Below are 16,993 nucleotides of genomic sequence, written 5' to 3' on the forward strand. Positions count from 1 at the left end.
AGCGCGACGGAGGAGGCCGGGGAACCCGCTCATCGGTGGCATCTCGTCAGCGGCAGCGAGGCTGGACGGGCCAGACGCTGCTCGGCTCCAAGAACCACTTCGGCCGCGAATTCGAGTCGCAGCTGGCCGACTTGAACATCGAACTGCTGCGTCCGGCCCGCAAGGGCGAGGCCGAGCGGGCCGGATCACAGCTGTTCAAGCCGCTGCGGCAGGTCATCGAGTCGATCAACGAGACCTTCAAGGGCCGGCTCGGCCTCGAACGGCACCGCTGCCGAACCACCCCCACGGTGTGATCATCCGCGTGCTGCAGCGAGTCCTGGCGCTGACCGCCGCCACCGCCGAATGAACCCGGACCGGCCCGCCGTCACAGGACTGACCGCCGGTCATCACGGTCCGGCGCCGCAATCGAGTGCGCTTTTCATCCGTCAGTTGACGGATGTATCTCCGGCCGCCCGCGCCTACGTTGTCGATCACATTACGGCAGATCAGACGGACCAGGCGGACGGGGTGAGCTGCTGCCCGGCCGGCGCCTTCGGCCTGGAAACCGTGTCGCGGATACCGCTCGGGGCACCTGACCCGGCCCCACGAGCACGGCTTACGGAAAATGAGGAAGAGAAACCATGACCGTTGAGATGACCCCCCGGAGCCCGGGGCCGCGTATGACCGCCGCGGTGCTGGCGGTCCCGGTTGCGGCACTGGGAATCGTGCTTTCGCCGCTCAGCACGGTGGCCGCGCACGCGGACACCGGAATCACCGCCACAGAGATCCCTGTCTCCATATCCACGTCGGCGCAGAACGGCTCCCTCGCACTCCGCTGGGGCAACGAGTACGCCGGTGGGACGACCTATGACCTCTGGAACAAGGACGACTCGGCACAGCAGAAATTCAAGATAGTTCCCAGCGACGACGGCACCTTCCGGTTGATCAACGGCAATTCCGGCAAGTGCCTCGATCTGTCCAGCGCCACCTACCCCGATGACCTCAGCGAGTCGGGCTGCGGTGACACCGATGCGCAGAAGTGGTACCTCCAGCCGGTGAGCGACGCAGCTGCCGACGCGGGTACGTATCTGATCCGCCATGTCGGCGACAACAAATGCATGAAGCCCCTCCACAGCATGGGCACCGCCTCCATCGTCGGAGCCCGTGACTGCAGCCGCGGCGACGCGACGCAGAATTGGGCCCTCGCCGCCGGAAACGAGGATGCGCAGCTGCGCACGCTGGCCACCGTGTATGCCCTGAAGCAGTTCGACGACAAGTCGAGCGTCATTCCGATGGCCGACTACAAGGTGGATAACAGCACCACAGCGACCCTCGGCGACTTCCAGAACGTGACGGCCGACGGCGGGCGGATAGTGAACGGCACGAGCGAAATCATGGACAAGCAGGTGAACTGGAGCCAGACCACTGGCTACACCTACACCGCGGGCGGATCCGTCACCACCACGGCAGGTGTGTCCTTCGGTCCGAAGGACGGGCCCGTGCAGGGGAAGATCGACGTCGCGATCCAGGGCAACTGGTCGAACAGCTGGCGAACGGACAACACGCAGGGCGGATCCGCCACCATCCACGTCAAGCCCAATCAGTACGGCTGGTTCCTGCGGGCCCAGCTGACGAAGAAGGTGACCGGCACCTGGACGATCACCAACGACCTGGGGAATTCGTGGACCGGCGCCGGCACCGCCACCGTCCCGGCCAAGGAGGGGACCGACTCCAAGAACAGCGACTTGATCGGTTGCAGTTCTGACAGCGCTCTGCAGGTCTGCAAGGACCGCGACCCCGGACGCGCGTAGCACCGTCCGCCCCAAGAGAAAAGCCAGGTCAGGCGGAGGTCTGACCTGGCTTTTCGCCTGAGCCGCCCTCGGGATCCGCACCCGGAACCCAGCCATTACGAGGACACCAGCACTCGTGCCGACCGACAACTTCGTGACCTTGATCGCCGCCTGCGTGACTGACGGGCCCGGGGAACCGGACACGTCAGCCCGCCCACTGATGCTGTGGTTTCTCCCAGGGGCAAGGTCAACAAGCGGCCGCCTCCCCCAGACTTGCTCCCGTCCCACGTGTTCCCCGTGCAGAAAGGACCGCAAGCATGCCGAACAGCGCCCTCCTCGTGATGGATGTCCAACGGGACATCGTGGATCTCGTGGACGACGGCTCCGGATATCTGCCGCGCCTGTGCAAGGGGATCGACGGTGCCCGGGCGGCGGGCATCCCCGTGATCTACGTGGCCGTCGGGTTGCGCCCGGGTCAACCGGACGTCAGCACGCGGAACAAGGTGCTCTCCTCCGCCGTGCGGGACGGCCTGTTCACCGAGGGCAGCCCCGGCACCGAGATCCACCCCGACGTCACGCCCCGGGACGGCGAGATCGTGGTCACCAAGAGGCGGGGGAGCGCGTTCTCGGGCAGCGACCTCGACCTGGTGCTCAGGGCTCGCGGTATCGACAGCCTTGTTCTCACCGGCATCGCCACCAGCGGTGTGGTGCTGCACACCCTGTGCCAAGCCAACGACTTGGACTTCGGCCTCACCGTCCTGGCGGATGCCTGCCTCGACATCGACCCCGAGGTGCACCGGGTCCTCACCGGGAAACTGTTCCCGCAGTGGGCCGATGTCGTCACCGTCGAGGACTGGTGCGAAGCCCTCACCTCGTAACTGGCGCGAAGCCCTCACCTCGTAAGAGGCCTGCCGAGCGAGGGGGCTCCGTTTGCCGAAGCGCTGACCGAGCGGTCCCCCGCGTCAGCGGACGCCCGGTGGCGGGATCCCCCACAGAACCCGCCACCGGGCCGCTCTTCATGGGTCGCGGCGCTCGGCCGGCCCCGGGCCCTCGGCGCTGCCAGGGTCCCGACTCAGGCACATACCCAGGTCACCGCCCGGCCACCCCTCTTTCAGGAGACTTCAGGAGGCTTCAGGGGGCTTCAGAGGGAGGGGACGGGCGGGTGGCGGTGCAGGGGCGGTACCGGGGCAGTGCAGGGGCGGCGCCTGGGCGGTGCAGGGAGCAGTTTCGGTGCGGTGCAGGGAGCGGTTTGGGTGCGCCGGGCCGGACGCGCGCTGCGAAGATGTGGCCGGTCACACCAGGCAGCCGACCGACCATCGGCGCCGGACAACGCAGGGGGTATCCACGTATGAGCAGGGACCGCATCAGGATCGCCGGGGCCGACGTCGCCGTCGTGGGCGGCAGCATCGCCGGTTGCGCCACGGCACTGGCTGCGCACCGGGCCGGTGCCGGGCGGGTCACCGTGTACGAACGCACCGCCGGCCGCCTCGCGGACCGCGGTGTCGGCCTCGCGGTGCACAACGCCCGGTATGCCGAGCTCGCCGCCGCCGGGTATCTGGACACCGCCATGCCATGGGTGCAGCTGGCCACCCGTCGCTGGTACGTACGCGACGGCGCCGAGCCGCTCGGCCGTCAGATCGGCGCGCTGCCCTTCCCGTTCCGCTCGTACTGCTGGGGGCCGCTCTGGCAGGAGTTACGGCGGCGGCTGCCGGAGGACACCGTCTTCCGGCCGGGGGTCCGGGTGGACGCGGTCAGCGACGCGGCGGACGGGGTCGGGGTCCATCTCGGCGGCGGTGAAGAAGGCGGAGCAGGCGAGGGCGGAGCAGGCGAGGGCGGTGCGGGCAGCGGCGAGCGGTGGGGCGCCGACGGCAGCGGCCGCCGTACGGAGCGCTTCGACCTGATCATCGGCGCGGACGGCTACCGTTCGGTGGTCCGCGAGGCCGCGTTCCCCGGCGTGCGGCCCGACTATGCCGGCTACCTCGCCTGGCGTGGCGCGGTCCCGGCCGACCGGCTGACGGAGCTCGGCTTCCCCGGCCTGCCGGCCGACCCCTGGGCGGAGGAGGACTGCATCTACGGAGTCTTCCGAGGCGGCCATGTCATCATCTACCGCATCCCGGACGGGCAGGGGGGCCAGCGCGCGAACTGGGTCCTGTACACCGCCCCGCCCACCGGCCTCGACCTGGGGCTCGACACCCCCACCAGCCTGCCGCCCGGCACCCTCACCGACGCCCTGTACGCCCATTTCGCCTACGTCACGGACGAGTTGCTGCCGCCTTACTGGGGCGGGCTGATGCGCCTGACGCCACGTCAAGAGGTGTTCATCCAGCCGATGTACGACTTCACCGCGGCGCGCTACACCGCCGGCCGGCTGCTGCTCGCGGGCGATGCGGCCACCGTCGCCCGCCCGCACACCGGCGCCGGTGCGGTCAAGGCGCTGCAGGACGCCGCCGCCCTGGAGACCGCGCTGCGCGCCCTACCGGAACGGCCCGACGCGCTCGCGGCATACGGGACCGAGCGCGGCGCGACCGGCAGGTCGATGGTCGAGCTGGGGCGCCGGCTGGGGCGGACCCTGGTCCAGGACACCCCGGACTGGCGGACCATGGACCAGGCCGGTCTGGAGGCCGCCTGGGCCGCGGCCGACGGCGCGGGCGCATTCGGCGGGCGTGAGCTGAAGAGCTGACGCTCCCGTCCGGGCACCACGCACCACGACCGCCGACCGGCCGGCCGGCCGAGCCGGTGGTGCGTGGTGCGATGCCGGCCGCCGCCCCGCACTCCCGTGCAGGAGAATGGGACCGTCGAGGTCACTTCACCGCGCACGGCTCCGGTGACCACGGCGGCAACCACTGCACCGAGCAGCACCGCACAGCACCGAGCAGCGCCGAGCGGCACCAAGCAGCGCCAAGGGCCGCTTCGGCTCTCCATACAGACACCACCGGGGCCGCTCCGGCCCGGTGAGGACAGGACTGATCAGACATGGGACGGGTCACCGAGCGACGCCGCGTCATCCGCATCCGCGACGGTGCCGTGAGCACCCGCCCGGACACCCTCGTCGCCGAGGAACCGCTGGAGATACGGCTCGGTGGCAAACCGCTGGCGATCACGATGCGCACACCGGGCGACGACTTCGCGCTCGCCGCCGGATTCCTCGTCAGCGAAGGCGTGCTGGCGAGCGCCGACGAGCTGGCGAACATCGTCTACTGCGCGGGGGCTACGGCGGACGGGGAGAACACCTACAACGTCGTGGACGTCCGGCTCGCGGACGGGGTCCCGGTCCCGGAGATCACCCTGGAGCGCAACGTCTATACGACGTCGTCGTGCGGGCTGTGCGGCAAGGCCAGCCTGGACGCGGTGCGCACCACCACCCGCTGGCCCCTGGCCTCCTCCCCCGCTGCCCCGGACGATGCCGACCCGATCCGTATCGATCCGATCCGTATCGACCCGGCGACCCTCGCCGCCCTCCCCGACCGGCTGCGGGCCGCTCAGCGGGTGTTCGAGCGGACCGGAGGCCTGCACGCCGCGGCGCTGTTCACGACGGACGGTGAGCTGCTCGACATCCGGGAGGACGTGGGGCGGCACAACGCCGTCGACAAGATCGTGGGGCGGGCGCTGCAGCAGGGGCAGCTGCCGCTGTCGTCGAGTGTGCTGATGGTCTCCGGCCGGGCGTCGTTCGAGCTGGCGCAGAAGGCCGTGATGGCGGGCATTCCGGTGCTGGCCGCGGTCTCGGCGCCCTCCTCGCTCGCCGTCGACCTGGCCGCCGAGACCGGGCTGACCCTGGTCGGGTTTCTGCGCGGCTCTTCCATGAACGTCTACGCGGGTGAGCACCGCATCGCCCTGCCCGCGGGGGCCGTCACGCCTACGGACTGAGGGCGCGGGCCCGTCCGCCCGGCCGGGCAGGCGAACCGATCGGCGGGGCGCCCCGCCCTACCCGGCCTCGTGGCTCACTCCCCCGGCAGCGCGATCCGGGTCAGCAGGGCGACCAACTGTTCGCGTTCGGCCGGGGTCAGATCCCCGGTCAGCTCCGCGTTGGCCTCGTCACCGAGCTGCCGGGTGCGCCGCAGCCGCCGCCGGCCGTCGGCGGAGATCTCGATGGCGTTCTTGCGCCGGTCCCGGGGATCGGGGCTGCGGGTCACCAGCCCGTCCCGCTGCAGCTCGTTGACGATCGCGACCATGTCCTTGGGGTCGATATGCAGCGTCCGGCCGAGCTCTGCCTGCGAGACCGTGCCGAGTTCCTCGACCGCCGACAGGACGGCGTGGTGCATCATCCGCATGCCTTCGCCGGCCAGGGCATCGGCGACGAGGCGGTGGCCGCGGGCGGCGGCGCGGCCCAGCAGCCAGCTGGGGAGCGCGCGGATGTGGCGGGGGGCGTAGGGGGTGTCGGCCATGGGGTCACCGTACCGAGCGTTCCCTTGGCAGACCCAACGAAAAACCATTGGCAACTCCAATGATTGCGCTATCGTTGGGGTACCCAATGAAAACCGGCGGGGGTACCTGCCGTCCGGCGACCGGGCAGCTGTCCGGCTACCCGTCTGCCGCCGCGCGCCGATCAACGATCCCGGAGGTACCCGCCCATGCGCCGTGTCCGATTCCATGCCTACGGCGGCCCCGAGGTCCTGCGGATCGAGGAGGCCGAGGCGCCGGTGCCCGGTCCCGGTGACCTGCTGGTGCGCACGGAAGCGATCGGAGTCACGCTGCCGTGCGTACGACGGGTGCGCGGGGACGGCAAGGGCGGCGGCGACCCCCTGCCCGCCACGCCCGGCGGTGAGATCGCCGGTTCGGTCGTCGCCGTCGGCCCGGACGTCACCGGCTTCGCCCCCGGCGACCGCGTCACCTCGCTCACCCTCACCGGCTCGTACACCGAACTCGCCCTCGCGCCCGCCTTCCTGGCGAGCCGGATACCGGACGACGCCGACGCCGTACAGGCGGTGGCGCTGGTGCGCAGCGGCCAGGTCGCGCTCGCCGCGCTCAGCACCGCGGCACCGCAGGGCGCCGAATCCGTGCTGATCACCGGCGCGGCGAGCGGCACCGGGCACCTCGCCGTCCAACTGGCCAAGCTCCAGGGGGTGCCACGGGTGGTGGCCGCGATCGGCTCGCCCACCAAGGCGGAGTTCCTGTACGGGCTGGGGGCCGATGAGGTGGTGGTCTACGACCAGGAGTCCTGGGGCGAGCCGGCCGACATCGTCCTGGACGGCGTCGGCGGCGAGCTGCTGCCGCGCGCACTGGCCGCGCTGGCGCCCGGGGGCCGGCTGATCTTCTTCAACTCCGGTGGCGGGACGGTCCCGGCGCACGAGCTGCTGGCGGGTGCCAAGACCATCACGGGACTGACGATGCGTCGCTTCTCCACCGTCCACCGGGAGCTGTACGAGCAGCACCGGGCGCGGCTGTGGGAGCTCGCCGGATCCGGCAAGCTGCGGGCCGCGGTCCATGCCGAACTGCCCCTGGAGGATGCCGCGAAGGCACACGAGATCATCGAGGCCAGGGCCAACCTCGGGAAGGTGGTGCTGCGGCCGTGAGGCGCGGCGGGCGGGGGCGGCACCTGTGGAACACCGGGCACACGCGGCGTTCCCGGCTCCCGGACCGCACCCGGCCCTTGTATCGCACCAGGCGCTCGGACCGCACCGGGCGCACCCGGCACACCCGGCACAGCACCTGCGGGCCGGGGGAGTGAATCAGGAGAGTGAATTACGGCCGCGGCGCGGAGAACCCGCGCATGCTCCTTGTCGCGGTCCGCACGCGGCAGTAGCTTCCGTCGCGATACACATAGGACGTGGGATGTCCTGATGACCCGACGCCGATGCCTCGAAGGGCAGGCCGGACCATGACGTCAGTTCTCCGCGCACACCCCATCCCCCGCTGCAGACCCCGGCGCCGTGCCGTGGCGCTGCTCACCGCGCTGACCGCCACCGCCCTCGCCCTCCTGCCGACCGCCCCCGCGCACGCCAGGCCTGACGGAGCACCAGGCAGCGTCCGTGCCGACGCCGCGGTGCCCTCCCCCGCCGGCGGCTTCGAGCAGCAGATCCTCTTCAAAGCGTCCCAGGAACAGGGCTACTTCTGCTTCCGTATACCGGCCGTCGTGAAGTCCGTGCGCGGCACCCTCCTCGCGTTCGCCGAGGGCCGGCGGCACGACTGCGGTGACGCGGGCGATATCGACCTCGTCCTCAGGCGCTCCACCGACGGCGGCCGGACCTGGGGCCCACTCCAAGTCATCAACCGCGGCAACGGCGACACCCACGGCAACCCGGCGCCCATCGTGGACCGCCGCACCGGCCGGATCGTGCTCGCCGAGACCTACAACAAGGGCCGCACCGACGGCCTCAGCTGCGAAGTCCCCTGCGACCGCACTCCGCACCTCCAATACAGCGACGACGACGGCGCCACCTGGTCCACGCCCCGGGACCTGACCGCCGCCGTCCGTCCCCCGCAGTGGAATTCGTGGTACGCCACCGGGCCCCTGCACGGCATCCAGCTCACCCGCGGACGGCACGCGGGCCGGCTGGTGTTCGGCATCAACTCCGAGAGCTACGCGGACAACCGGGTCACCGCCAACCACGCCGCCCTGGTCCACAGCGACGACGACGGCGCCACCTGGAAGGTCGGCGCGCTGGACACCTGGCCGGTCGCCGCAGACGGCACATTCCGTCAAAAGCCCTCGGAGATGGCGCTCCTGGAACGCTCCGACGGCTCGGTCTACGTCAACGGGCGGGAACAGGACGGCACCGATCCGGGCCACCGCACCGCGGCGGTCAGCCGTGACGGCGGCAACTCCTTCACCGCCCCGTTCCGCGCCCTCCCGGACCTCTACACCCCGATGGTGCAGGGCTCGGCGCTCCGGCTGCCGCACCCGCGCGCCGAACGCAGCCGCACCCTGTTCGCGGCGCCCGCCGACCCCGACCGGCGCCGGACCATGACCATCCGCTCCTCCTGGGACGAGGGCCGCACCTGGGAGAGCGTGGACCGGGGCGCCCGGGTGACCACCGACTGGTCCGGCTATTCGGACCTGGTCGCCGTCTCCGACGACGTCACCGGCCTGCTGTACGAGGGCGGCACGGTCGACGCCCGGGACGAGATCCGCTTCGCCCGCTTCACCGAGGACTGGCTCGGTCCGCGCCGCGGCCCGGACCCCACGACGGGCGACACCGCCCCGGGCGCCCGGCCGGCCTTCGTCCTGGGCGGCGCCCGGACCACCGGCGGCCGCTTCGGTCAGGCGCTGTCCTTCGACGGCGCCGACGATGCGGTACGCCTCCCCTACCGCGGCTCCCTCCCGCTCGGCACCCACGACTTCACCTGCAGCCTGTGGCTCCGCTATGACGCCACCACCGGCGAACAGCCGCTGTTGTGGATGGGCGGGGTGGGCAGCAAGTCCCCGCAGGTCACGGTGGAGGGCGACCCCGGTCACGACCGGATCACCGCCCGGGTCACCGCCGTCGACGGCCCCGCACCGGCCGCCACCGTCCAGGCCGTGACCCACGACGCGTACAACGACGGGAACTGGCACCATCTGGCGCTGCGCCGCACGGGTGGCCGGCTGCTGCTCACCGTGGACGGCGGGGAGACCACCGTCGTCCCCGATGTCCCGGGGTCGGTCAGCCGCGGCTCGGTCTTCGGCGTACACCTGGGCCAGCGGCCCGATGGCCGCGCCCAGTTCACCGGCGCACTGGACGAGGTACGTGTCTACCGGCGGGCCCTGACCGACGCCGAACTGTCCCGCGTACGCAGTGCCAACGCCCCGGTGGGCGGTCCGCTGGTCCTGGGGCTGTCGCTGGACCGGGTGCGCGGGGGTGCGAAGAGCTGAGCCGGCGCGCCGCCCCGGCCTGCCGCAAGCCCTCGCGCCGGGCAGGCCTCAGCCCCGCGTTCCGCCCACCGCGGCTCCGGCCGCGCGCCCCGAACCGGCCGCGGTCGCCGCCGGTTCGGCCGGCGGCCGGGCGGTGGCGGCGAAACGCTTCGCCAGGACCGCACACACCATCAGCTGCATCTGGTGGAAGAGCATCAGCGGCAGCACCGCGAGCCCGGCCTGCGCACCGAAGAGCACGCTGGCCATCGGCAGACCGGCCGCCAGGCTCTTCTTGGAGCCGGCAAAGGTGATCGCGATCCGGTCCGCACGGGGGAAGCCGAGTCTCTTCGCACCGTACGAGGTGGCGGTCAGCATCACCGCGAGCAGCACGGCCTCCACGCCCAGCAGACAGAGCAGCCGCAGGCCGGAGACCTGGTGCCAGATGCCCTCGACCATGCCGGCGCTGAAGGCGGTGTAGACGACGAGCAGGATCGAGCCGCGGTCCACCAGGCCGAGGAGCTTCCTGTGGCGCGTGAGAAACCCACCGATCCACCGCCGCAGCAGCTGCCCGGCGACGAACGGCAGCAACAGCTGACAGACGATCGACAGCAGCGCATCGGCCGAGAAGCCACCGCCGTTCCCGTGCAGGACAAGACCCGCCAGCAGCGGTGTGACGACGATGCCGACGAGGCTGGAGAACGACCCCGCGCAGATCGCCGCCGCGACATTGCCCCGGGCCAGGGAGGTGAAGGCGATCGAGGACTGGATGGTCGACGGCACCAGGCACAGGAACAGCAGCCCCGTGTAGAGGGCGGGCGGCAGGACGTACGGAACCAGTCCGCGCGCGGCCAGTCCGAGCACCGGGAAGAGCACGAACGTGCAGGCCAGGACCGTGAGATGGAGCCGCCAGTGGCGCAGTCCGGTCATCGCCTCGCGGGTGGAGAGACGGGCCCCGTAGAGGAAGAAGAGCAGCGCCACGGCGCCGGTGGAGGTGCCCTCGGTGACGGCGGCGGCCGGTCCGCGGGCGGGCAGCAGAGCGGCCAGGGCCACCGTGCCCACCAGCGCCAGGATGTATCCGTCCACGGGCAGCCGGGACGGGAGCTCGGTCAAAGGGCGGCGCATGGTCTCTCTTCGGTAGTTCGGCGTCTCACGGGCGGGTGGCACGGCCACGGCGCCTCCACCAGGGTGCCGGGGCCACGGAAATCGGGAAACCCTCTTACCGTGGTCACTGTTATTGTGTTTCGCGATGGGTGACGGGGGCAGGGCGCGTCGCGATGCGCGACCGGGGCAGAGAGGGACGCCGGACGGCAGAGAGCGAAGCCGGACGGCAGAGGCGGAGGGCCCGTGTTCGAACCCGCGCAGTTGCGCACCTTTCTCACCGTGGCGCAGACGCTGAGCTTCACCCAGGCCGCGCACCGGCTCGGGCTGCGGCAGTCGACCGTGAGCCAGCACGTGCGGAAGCTGGAGGACGCCGCCGGGCGCCGGCTGTTCACCCGGGACACCCATGCCGTGGAGCTGACCGAGGACGGCGAGGCGATGCTCGGCTTCGCCCGCACGATCCTGGAGGCCAACGAGCGGGCCGCGAGCTTCTTCGCGGGGACCCGGCTGCGTGGCAGGCTCCGCTTCGGCGCCTCGGAGGACTTCGTGCTGACCCGGATGCCGGAAGTCCTCGAAGAGTTCCGGCGGGACCACCCCGAGGTCGACCTGGAGCTGACCGTCGAGCTGTCGGGGACCCTGCACGAACTGCTGGCGGCCGGGCGGCTCGACCTCGTCCTCGCCAAGCGGCGCCCCGACGAGGCGCGCGGACGGCTGGTGTGGCGCGACCGGCTGGTGTGGGTGGGCGCCGAGCGGCTGCGCCTCGACCCCCAGCGCCCGGTCCCGCTGGTCGTCTACCCGCCACCCGCGCTGACCCGCGCCCGGGCGCTGGAGGCGCTGGAGCGCGCGGGCCGGGAATGGCGGATCGCCTGCACCAGCGGAAGCCTCAACGGACTGATCGCCGCAACCCGGGCAGGCCTGGGCGTTATGGCACATACGAGGGGCATGATCCCGCCAGGCCTGGTACGGATTCAGCCACGTGCCGGGCTGCCGGAACTCGGCGGAGTGGAGTTCGTTCTGCTCCATGGGCAGCGCAACCGCGCGGCACGCGGCCCGGCAGAGGCACTTGCGGACGCCATCCTGGCCGGCGGCGACCGGCTGCAGCTTCCCTAGGGCTCCACCAGGGGCCCCTCGGCCCACGGAACAAGCCCTGGCCAGGGACTCCACATCGGGGCATGCGTCCGATCCCGTCCCAGGTGCAGAGATTTGGTGCAGATATGGTCCCGGCGTCGTGATCGTCCGGCGGTGAACCGGCTGGCTCATGTCCAGGCTTCTCCGAAGTAACCCGATTTCGGCGGTTGGCCAGATCCCATGCCGTCCGATCCACCACGTGGTACGGCTCTGCCGGATGCCGTCACGTTGGGGTACGGTCGCGGCCTTGTGAGCAACACCACGAGGAGCTGGGTCATTGCGCGAGTTCACCGTCCCGCCACTGGCGACCGCGCCCCGGGTCGGCGGGCTGGCGGATGTCGTCTACGAGCATGCCGAAGCCGATCCCGGACGCGTCGCGCTGGCGCGTAAGGACGACGAGGGAAACTGGCAGAACGTCACCGCCGGACAATTCCGGGACGAGGTCCTCGCCCTGGCGAAGGGTCTGCTCGCGCAGGGCGTCCGGTTCGGTGACCGGATCGGCATCATGTCCCGTACGCGCTACGAGTGGACCCTGTTCGACTTCGCGCTGTGGTCGATCGGCGTCCAGTCCGTACCGCTCTATCCGACGTCATCGGCCGAGCAGGTCTTCTGGATGCTGCACGACGCGGGCGTCACGGCCTGTCTGGTCGAGCACGAGGACCATGCGATGACCATCGGCTCGGTCATCGACCGGCTGCCCCACCTGCGCAAGCTGTGGCAGTTGGACGCCGACCCGGTGGCCGAACTGAACGCGGCCGGTGCGCATATCGACGATGACGTGGTGCACCGGCACCGGATGGCCGTCACCCCGGACGCCACCGCGACGATCATCTACACCTCCGGCACCACCGGCCGCCCCAAGGGCTGTGTGATCACTCACGCCAATTTCGTGGCCGAGTCCGACAACATGGTGCTCCGCTACGAAAAGGTCTTCCACTCCAAGCCGGGCGACGAGGCCTCCACCCTGCTCTTCCTGCCGCTGGCGCACGTTTTCGGCCGGATGGTGCAGGTCTCCGCGATCCGCGGCCAGGTCAAGCTGGGCCACCAGCCCGAGCTGGCGGCCCGCGCGCTCCTGCCCGATCTGCAGAGCCTCCAGCCGACGTTCATCCTCGCGGTGCCGTACATCTTCGAGAAGGTCTTCGCCGCGGCCCGGCGCAAGGCGGAGGCGGAGGGCAAGGCCGGCCCGTTCGACAAGGCCGTCGAGATCGCGGTCCGCTACGCCGAGGCGCAGGAGCACAAGGCCTTCGGCACCGGGTCCGGTCCGAGCGCCGCGCTGCGGATGCAGCATCAGTTCTTCGACAAGGTGGTCTACAGCAAGGTCAGGGCCGCGATGGGCGGTCAGGTGCGGCACGCGATGTCGGGCGGCTCGGCGATGGAGCGGCGCCTCGGGCTGTTCTTCGCCGGCGCCGGCGTACGGATCTTCGAGGGCTACGGCCTGACGGAGAGCACCGCGGCCGCCACCGCCAATCCGCCCGAGCGGACCCGCTTCGGCACCGTCGGCACCCCGGTCCCCGGCACCACCGTGCATATCGCGGAGGACGGCGAGATCTGGCTGTACGGCGGGCAGATCTTCCACGGTTACCACAACGACCCCAAGGCCACCGATGCCGTGCTGCACGACGGCTGGTTCTCCACGGGTGACCTGGGCGCGCTGGACGAGGACGGCTATCTGACGATCACCGGCCGCAAGAAGGAAATCCTGGTCACCTCCGGCGGCAAGACGGTCTCGCCGGTGGGCCTGGAGGAGCGGGTGCGTGCGCACCCACTGGTCGCCCAGTGCATCGTCGTGGGCAACGACCGGCCGTTCATCGCGGCGCTGGTGACCCTGGACCCGGAGGCGGTCGCGCACTGGCTGGCCATGCGGGAGAAGCCGGAGATGCCGCCGACCGACCTGGTGCGCGACCCGGATCTGGAGACCGAGATCCGGCGCGCCGTGGTCGCCGCCAACACGCTGGTCTCGCAGGCCGAGTCGATCCGTACGTTCCGGATACTGGCCAACCAGTTCAGCGAGGAGCACGGGCTGCTGACCCCGTCGCTGAAGCTCAAGCGCAAGGCGATCGAGACGACGTACCAGGTCGAGGTGGACGCGCTGTACCAGTCGTGACGGGCGGGGCGCCGCCCCCTGAGGGCTTCCCGGGGGCGGCGCCCCGGCCGGTGAGGTGCACCGCACCAGTGCGTTCACTCTCGGCGAACCCGCTGCCGCGACCACCGCGGCATGCCCCGTACCACCGGCCACGACCGGCTTCGGGGCGCCGCCGGCCGGTCCCGCTCACGGCACCTTCGCAGGATTACTCCGCCCTCCGCCCGCATCCCGTCGACCCGTACGGGAATGCGCCACTCCGGATGGTCGTTGACATCCGTGAACGAGAAAGACGACGTAAGGATCGATTCCCCCGTGAGCAAGGTTCCCTCCATCACGCTCAACAACGGCGTAGCGATGCCGCAGCTCGGCTTCGGCGTCTGGCAGGTCGAGGACGACCAGGCGTCCACCGCCGTCGGCCAGGCCCTGGAGGCCGGATACCGCAGCATCGACACCGCGGCGATCTACGGCAACGAAGAGGGCACGGGCAAGGCGCTCGCCGCTTCCGGAATCGCCCGTGACGAACTGTTCGTCACGACCAAGCTCTGGAACGCCGACCAGGGCTACGACTCCACGCTGCGCGCCTTCGACACCTCCCTCACCAAGCTCGGCCTGGAGTATGTGGATCTCTACCTGATCCACTGGCCGCTCCCGTCGAAGGACCGCTACGTCGAGACGTACCAGGCCCTGGAGAAGATTCAGGCGGACGGCCGCGCCAAGGCCATCGGTGTCTCGAACTTCCGGCCCGAGCACCTGGAGCGGCTGCTGGGCGAGACCTCCGTCGTCCCGGCCGTCAACCAGATCGAGCTGCACCCGCACTTCCCGCAGGCCGAGTCCCGCGCCTTCCACGCCCGGCACAACATCGTGACCGAGGCCTGGTCGCCGCTCGGCCAGGGCAAGGGCCTCCTGGAGGACCCGACGATCGCCACGCTCGCCGCCAAGCACGGCAAGACCCCCGCACAGGTGGTCCTGCGCTGGCACCTCCAGCTCGGCAATGTCGTCATCCCGAAGTCCGTCACCCCTTCGCGCATCGCCGAGAACATCGACGTCTTCGACTTCGAGCTGGCCGACGAAGACCTCGCCGCCCTCGCCGGCCTGGACACCGGCAACCGGATCGGCCCGGACCCGGCCACCTTCGACGTGGCCTGACCGCCGCTCGGTAACGCGCTCCATCGCGGCGCCGCCCGGCTCGTCCGGGCGGCGCCGTTGCCGTACCCGAGTGGCGGGCCCGCCGGACGGCAGGAAGTGTGGTGGGTGAGCGTGGGGCGGACCCGGCGTATGCCGACCGGGGCCGGCACCCCTCGCTCTGCCCTGCGCCTCCCCCGTGCCCTGGCAGGGGAGGTGTCCCCACCGAGGAGGCACGATGCCTGAAGTCACCTCTCCCTACCAGCCCGGAACGCCCTGCTGGATCGATCTCGCGGCCCCTGACCAGCAAGCCGCCATCGACTTCTACTCCGAGGTCTTCGGGTGGACCGGAGAGGTCGGGCCCGCGGAGACCGGGGGCTATGCCGTCTGCACGCTCAACGGCAAGCCGGTGGCCGGAATCATGGCCGCCGTCCCGATGGGCGGCCAGCCCGCGCCGCCGACCGTGTGGACCACCTACCTGTCGGCCGCCGACGCGGACGCCGCCTCCGAAGCGGTGAGCCAGGCCGGCGGCACGCTCCTGATGCCGGTCACGGACGTGATGACGCTCGGCCGGATGTGTATCGCGGCCGAGCCCACCGGAGCGGTGTTCGGCATCTGGCAGCCCAGGGACTTCCCCGGCGCCGGCATCGTCAACGAGCCGGGCGCGCTGATCTGGAACGAGCTCAACACCACCGACCCGTCCGCCGCCGCCACGTTCTACAAGGCGGCCCTCGGTATCGACAGTGCCCCCATGGAGGGCGCCGAGAACTACTACGCCCTCACGGTGAACGACCGGCCGGTGGGCGGCATGCAGCCGATGTCCGAACAGATGCCGTCCGGCACTCCCTCGCACTGGCTGGTGTACTTCGCGGTGACGGACACCGACGGCACGGTCGACAAAATCACCGCGGCCGGCGGTGCGGCGCTGCAGCAGCCCTTCGACATGGTTGCCGGCCGGATGGCCGTGGTGGCCGATCCGCAGGGCGCGACCTTCGCCGTGATCAGCCCGAAGCCGATGAATCAAGGCTGAGCGGCCGTTGACCGCTCACTGCTGCGCGCGGGCCGTGTGGACGGTCTGCGCGGACAGCAGGAAGGCATCGGGGCGGCGGACGATACCGACGGCGTCATCGGGGTCGGCGAGGCGGGCGAGGGTGGTGTGGTCGTCCCCGTCCAGGCGGTCGCCGTACAGGTCGAGCCCCTGGGTCAGGTTGTCCTGGAGGTAGGCGCGCGCATCCTCGGTCAGCGGGGCCGGCAGGTCCAGCAGGAAACTGCGGGTGCGCGGGGTGCGCAGGCCGGCGTCGGCGAGGAAGGCGGGCCAGTCCTCGGTGTCGTCGACGGCGCCGGGCAGCGCCGCGCGCATCTCCACGAACCAGTCCTCGCAGGCCGCGTCGAGCCGGGACTGCAGCCCCGGGCGCCCGATGCCGATGTCGCGCGGCAGGAAGCGGGGGGCGAGGCCGCCCTCGGAGACGGCGAGCAGCCCGCCGGGCCGCAGATGAGCGCCGAGGGCGGCAATCGCGGCACGCTGGTCACCGACGTGGTGCAGGGTCCTGGCGGACCAGATGAGGTCGGCGCCGCCGAGGGCGTCGAGCCCGTCCGGGAGTTCGGCGAGATGGGTGCGGACCCGGTCGCCGAGGCCGAGGCGCCCGGCCCGGGCGTGTGCCCGCTCCAGGAGCGCCGCGCTCGCGTCCACGGCGACCACTTCGGCGGCGGGGAAGGCCTGGGCCAGCAGACAGCTGACGACGCCCGGTCCGCTGCCGACGTCGAGCACCCGGTCCACCCCGTGGTCGCCGAGCGCGGCCGTCCCGACGAGGAGCTGCCGCAGCCAGGCCGCGGCCTGCTCGTAGAGCGGCAGGTGCAGCTCGGCGCCCCGTTCGAGGAGCGGGCCGAACACCTCCCAGTCGATCTGCGCCGTGTCGTGGGGGTCGTGCCCGGGTGCGGGCCGTTCGTCGTTGCTCATGGCATCGAGCCTCCGTTACCGGTCGTGCGGATCCACGTTGCCGCTCCGGCAACCCCGGATTCCGGCGG

At 71.2% G+C, this 16,993-nt stretch carries 13 protein-coding genes and 1 pseudogene; 11 read left to right on the forward strand and 3 right to left on the reverse strand.

Annotation, left to right across the window (positions count from 1 at the left end; genetic code table 11):
• Positions 1–68: 68 nt before the first annotated feature.
• The 5 genes and pseudogenes from OHS81_RS05380 to fdhD all read left to right on the forward strand — a co-directional run.
• A pseudogene (locus OHS81_RS05380) lies at positions 69–346 on the forward strand (IS982 family transposase); the annotation flags it as partial.
• A gap of 313 nt (positions 347–659) precedes the next feature.
• On the forward strand, positions 660–1,790 hold the full coding sequence (locus tag OHS81_RS05385) for an RICIN domain-containing protein (protein ID WP_328382926.1): 1,131 nt from the start codon (positions 660–662) through the stop codon (positions 1,788–1,790).
• Positions 1,791–2,086: 296 nt separating this feature from the next.
• Entirely contained in the window at positions 2,087–2,647 is a 561-nt protein-coding gene (locus tag OHS81_RS05390) for a cysteine hydrolase family protein (RefSeq protein ID WP_328382928.1), read from the forward strand.
• 470 nt (positions 2,648–3,117) lie between these two features.
• A complete protein-coding gene (locus tag OHS81_RS05395; protein WP_328382930.1) occupies positions 3,118–4,449 on the forward strand; it encodes an FAD-dependent monooxygenase in 1,332 nt (443 codons plus the stop codon).
• Positions 4,450–4,742: 293 nt separating this feature from the next.
• Positions 4,743–5,633: a formate dehydrogenase accessory sulfurtransferase FdhD gene (gene fdhD, locus OHS81_RS05400; protein WP_328382932.1), complete on the forward strand. Its 891-nt coding sequence runs from the start codon at positions 4,743–4,745 to the stop codon at positions 5,631–5,633.
• A gap of 74 nt (positions 5,634–5,707) precedes the next feature.
• On the opposite strand, the gene OHS81_RS05405 is transcribed toward fdhD, so the two are convergent.
• Entirely contained in the window at positions 5,708–6,151 is a 444-nt protein-coding gene (locus OHS81_RS05405) for a MarR family winged helix-turn-helix transcriptional regulator (protein ID WP_328382934.1), read from the reverse strand.
• 186 nt (positions 6,152–6,337) lie between these two features.
• Here OHS81_RS05405 and OHS81_RS05410 point away from each other — a divergent pair, with 186 nt between their 5' ends.
• Complete coding sequence (locus OHS81_RS05410; RefSeq protein WP_328382936.1) at positions 6,338–7,279, forward strand: quinone oxidoreductase family protein; 942 nt, start codon at positions 6,338–6,340, stop codon at positions 7,277–7,279.
• A gap of 305 nt (positions 7,280–7,584) precedes the next feature.
• Complete coding sequence (locus OHS81_RS05415; protein WP_328382938.1) at positions 7,585–9,558, forward strand: exo-alpha-sialidase; 1,974 nt, start codon at positions 7,585–7,587, stop codon at positions 9,556–9,558.
• Between the two features lie 48 nt (positions 9,559–9,606).
• Here the strand turns inward: OHS81_RS05415 and OHS81_RS05420 are convergent, their stop codons facing one another.
• The gene (locus tag OHS81_RS05420) at positions 9,607–10,659 is read right to left on the reverse strand and encodes a bile acid:sodium symporter family protein (RefSeq protein WP_328382940.1); all 1,053 of its coding nucleotides are present in this window, start codon (positions 10,657–10,659) and stop codon (positions 9,607–9,609) included.
• A gap of 222 nt (positions 10,660–10,881) precedes the next feature.
• Between OHS81_RS05420 and OHS81_RS05425 the strand changes: the two genes are divergently transcribed.
• From OHS81_RS05425 to OHS81_RS05440, 4 genes are all read left to right on the forward strand, one after another.
• Positions 10,882–11,745 carry a LysR family transcriptional regulator gene (locus tag OHS81_RS05425; protein WP_328382942.1) on the forward strand — a complete coding sequence of 288 codons (864 nt, stop codon included), beginning with the start codon at positions 10,882–10,884 and terminating at the stop codon, positions 11,743–11,745.
• Positions 11,746–12,040: 295 nt separating this feature from the next.
• A complete protein-coding gene (locus OHS81_RS05430) occupies positions 12,041–13,867 on the forward strand; it encodes an AMP-dependent synthetase/ligase (RefSeq protein ID WP_328382944.1) in 1,827 nt (608 codons plus the stop codon).
• 291 nt (positions 13,868–14,158) lie between these two features.
• Entirely contained in the window at positions 14,159–14,992 is an 834-nt protein-coding gene (locus OHS81_RS05435; RefSeq protein ID WP_328382946.1) for an aldo/keto reductase, read from the forward strand.
• Positions 14,993–15,206: 214 nt separating this feature from the next.
• Complete coding sequence (locus OHS81_RS05440) at positions 15,207–15,998, forward strand: VOC family protein (RefSeq protein WP_328382948.1); 792 nt, start codon at positions 15,207–15,209, stop codon at positions 15,996–15,998.
• Between the two features lie 15 nt (positions 15,999–16,013).
• Here the strand turns inward: OHS81_RS05440 and OHS81_RS05445 are convergent, their stop codons facing one another.
• Complete coding sequence (locus OHS81_RS05445) at positions 16,014–16,925, reverse strand: class I SAM-dependent methyltransferase (RefSeq protein ID WP_328382950.1); 912 nt, start codon at positions 16,923–16,925, stop codon at positions 16,014–16,016.
• Between the last annotated feature and the right edge of the window lie 68 nt (positions 16,926–16,993).

This window comes from Streptomyces sp. NBC_00400 (assembly GCF_036048035.1).
GTDB lineage: Bacteria > Actinomycetota > Actinomycetes > Streptomycetales > Streptomycetaceae > Streptomyces.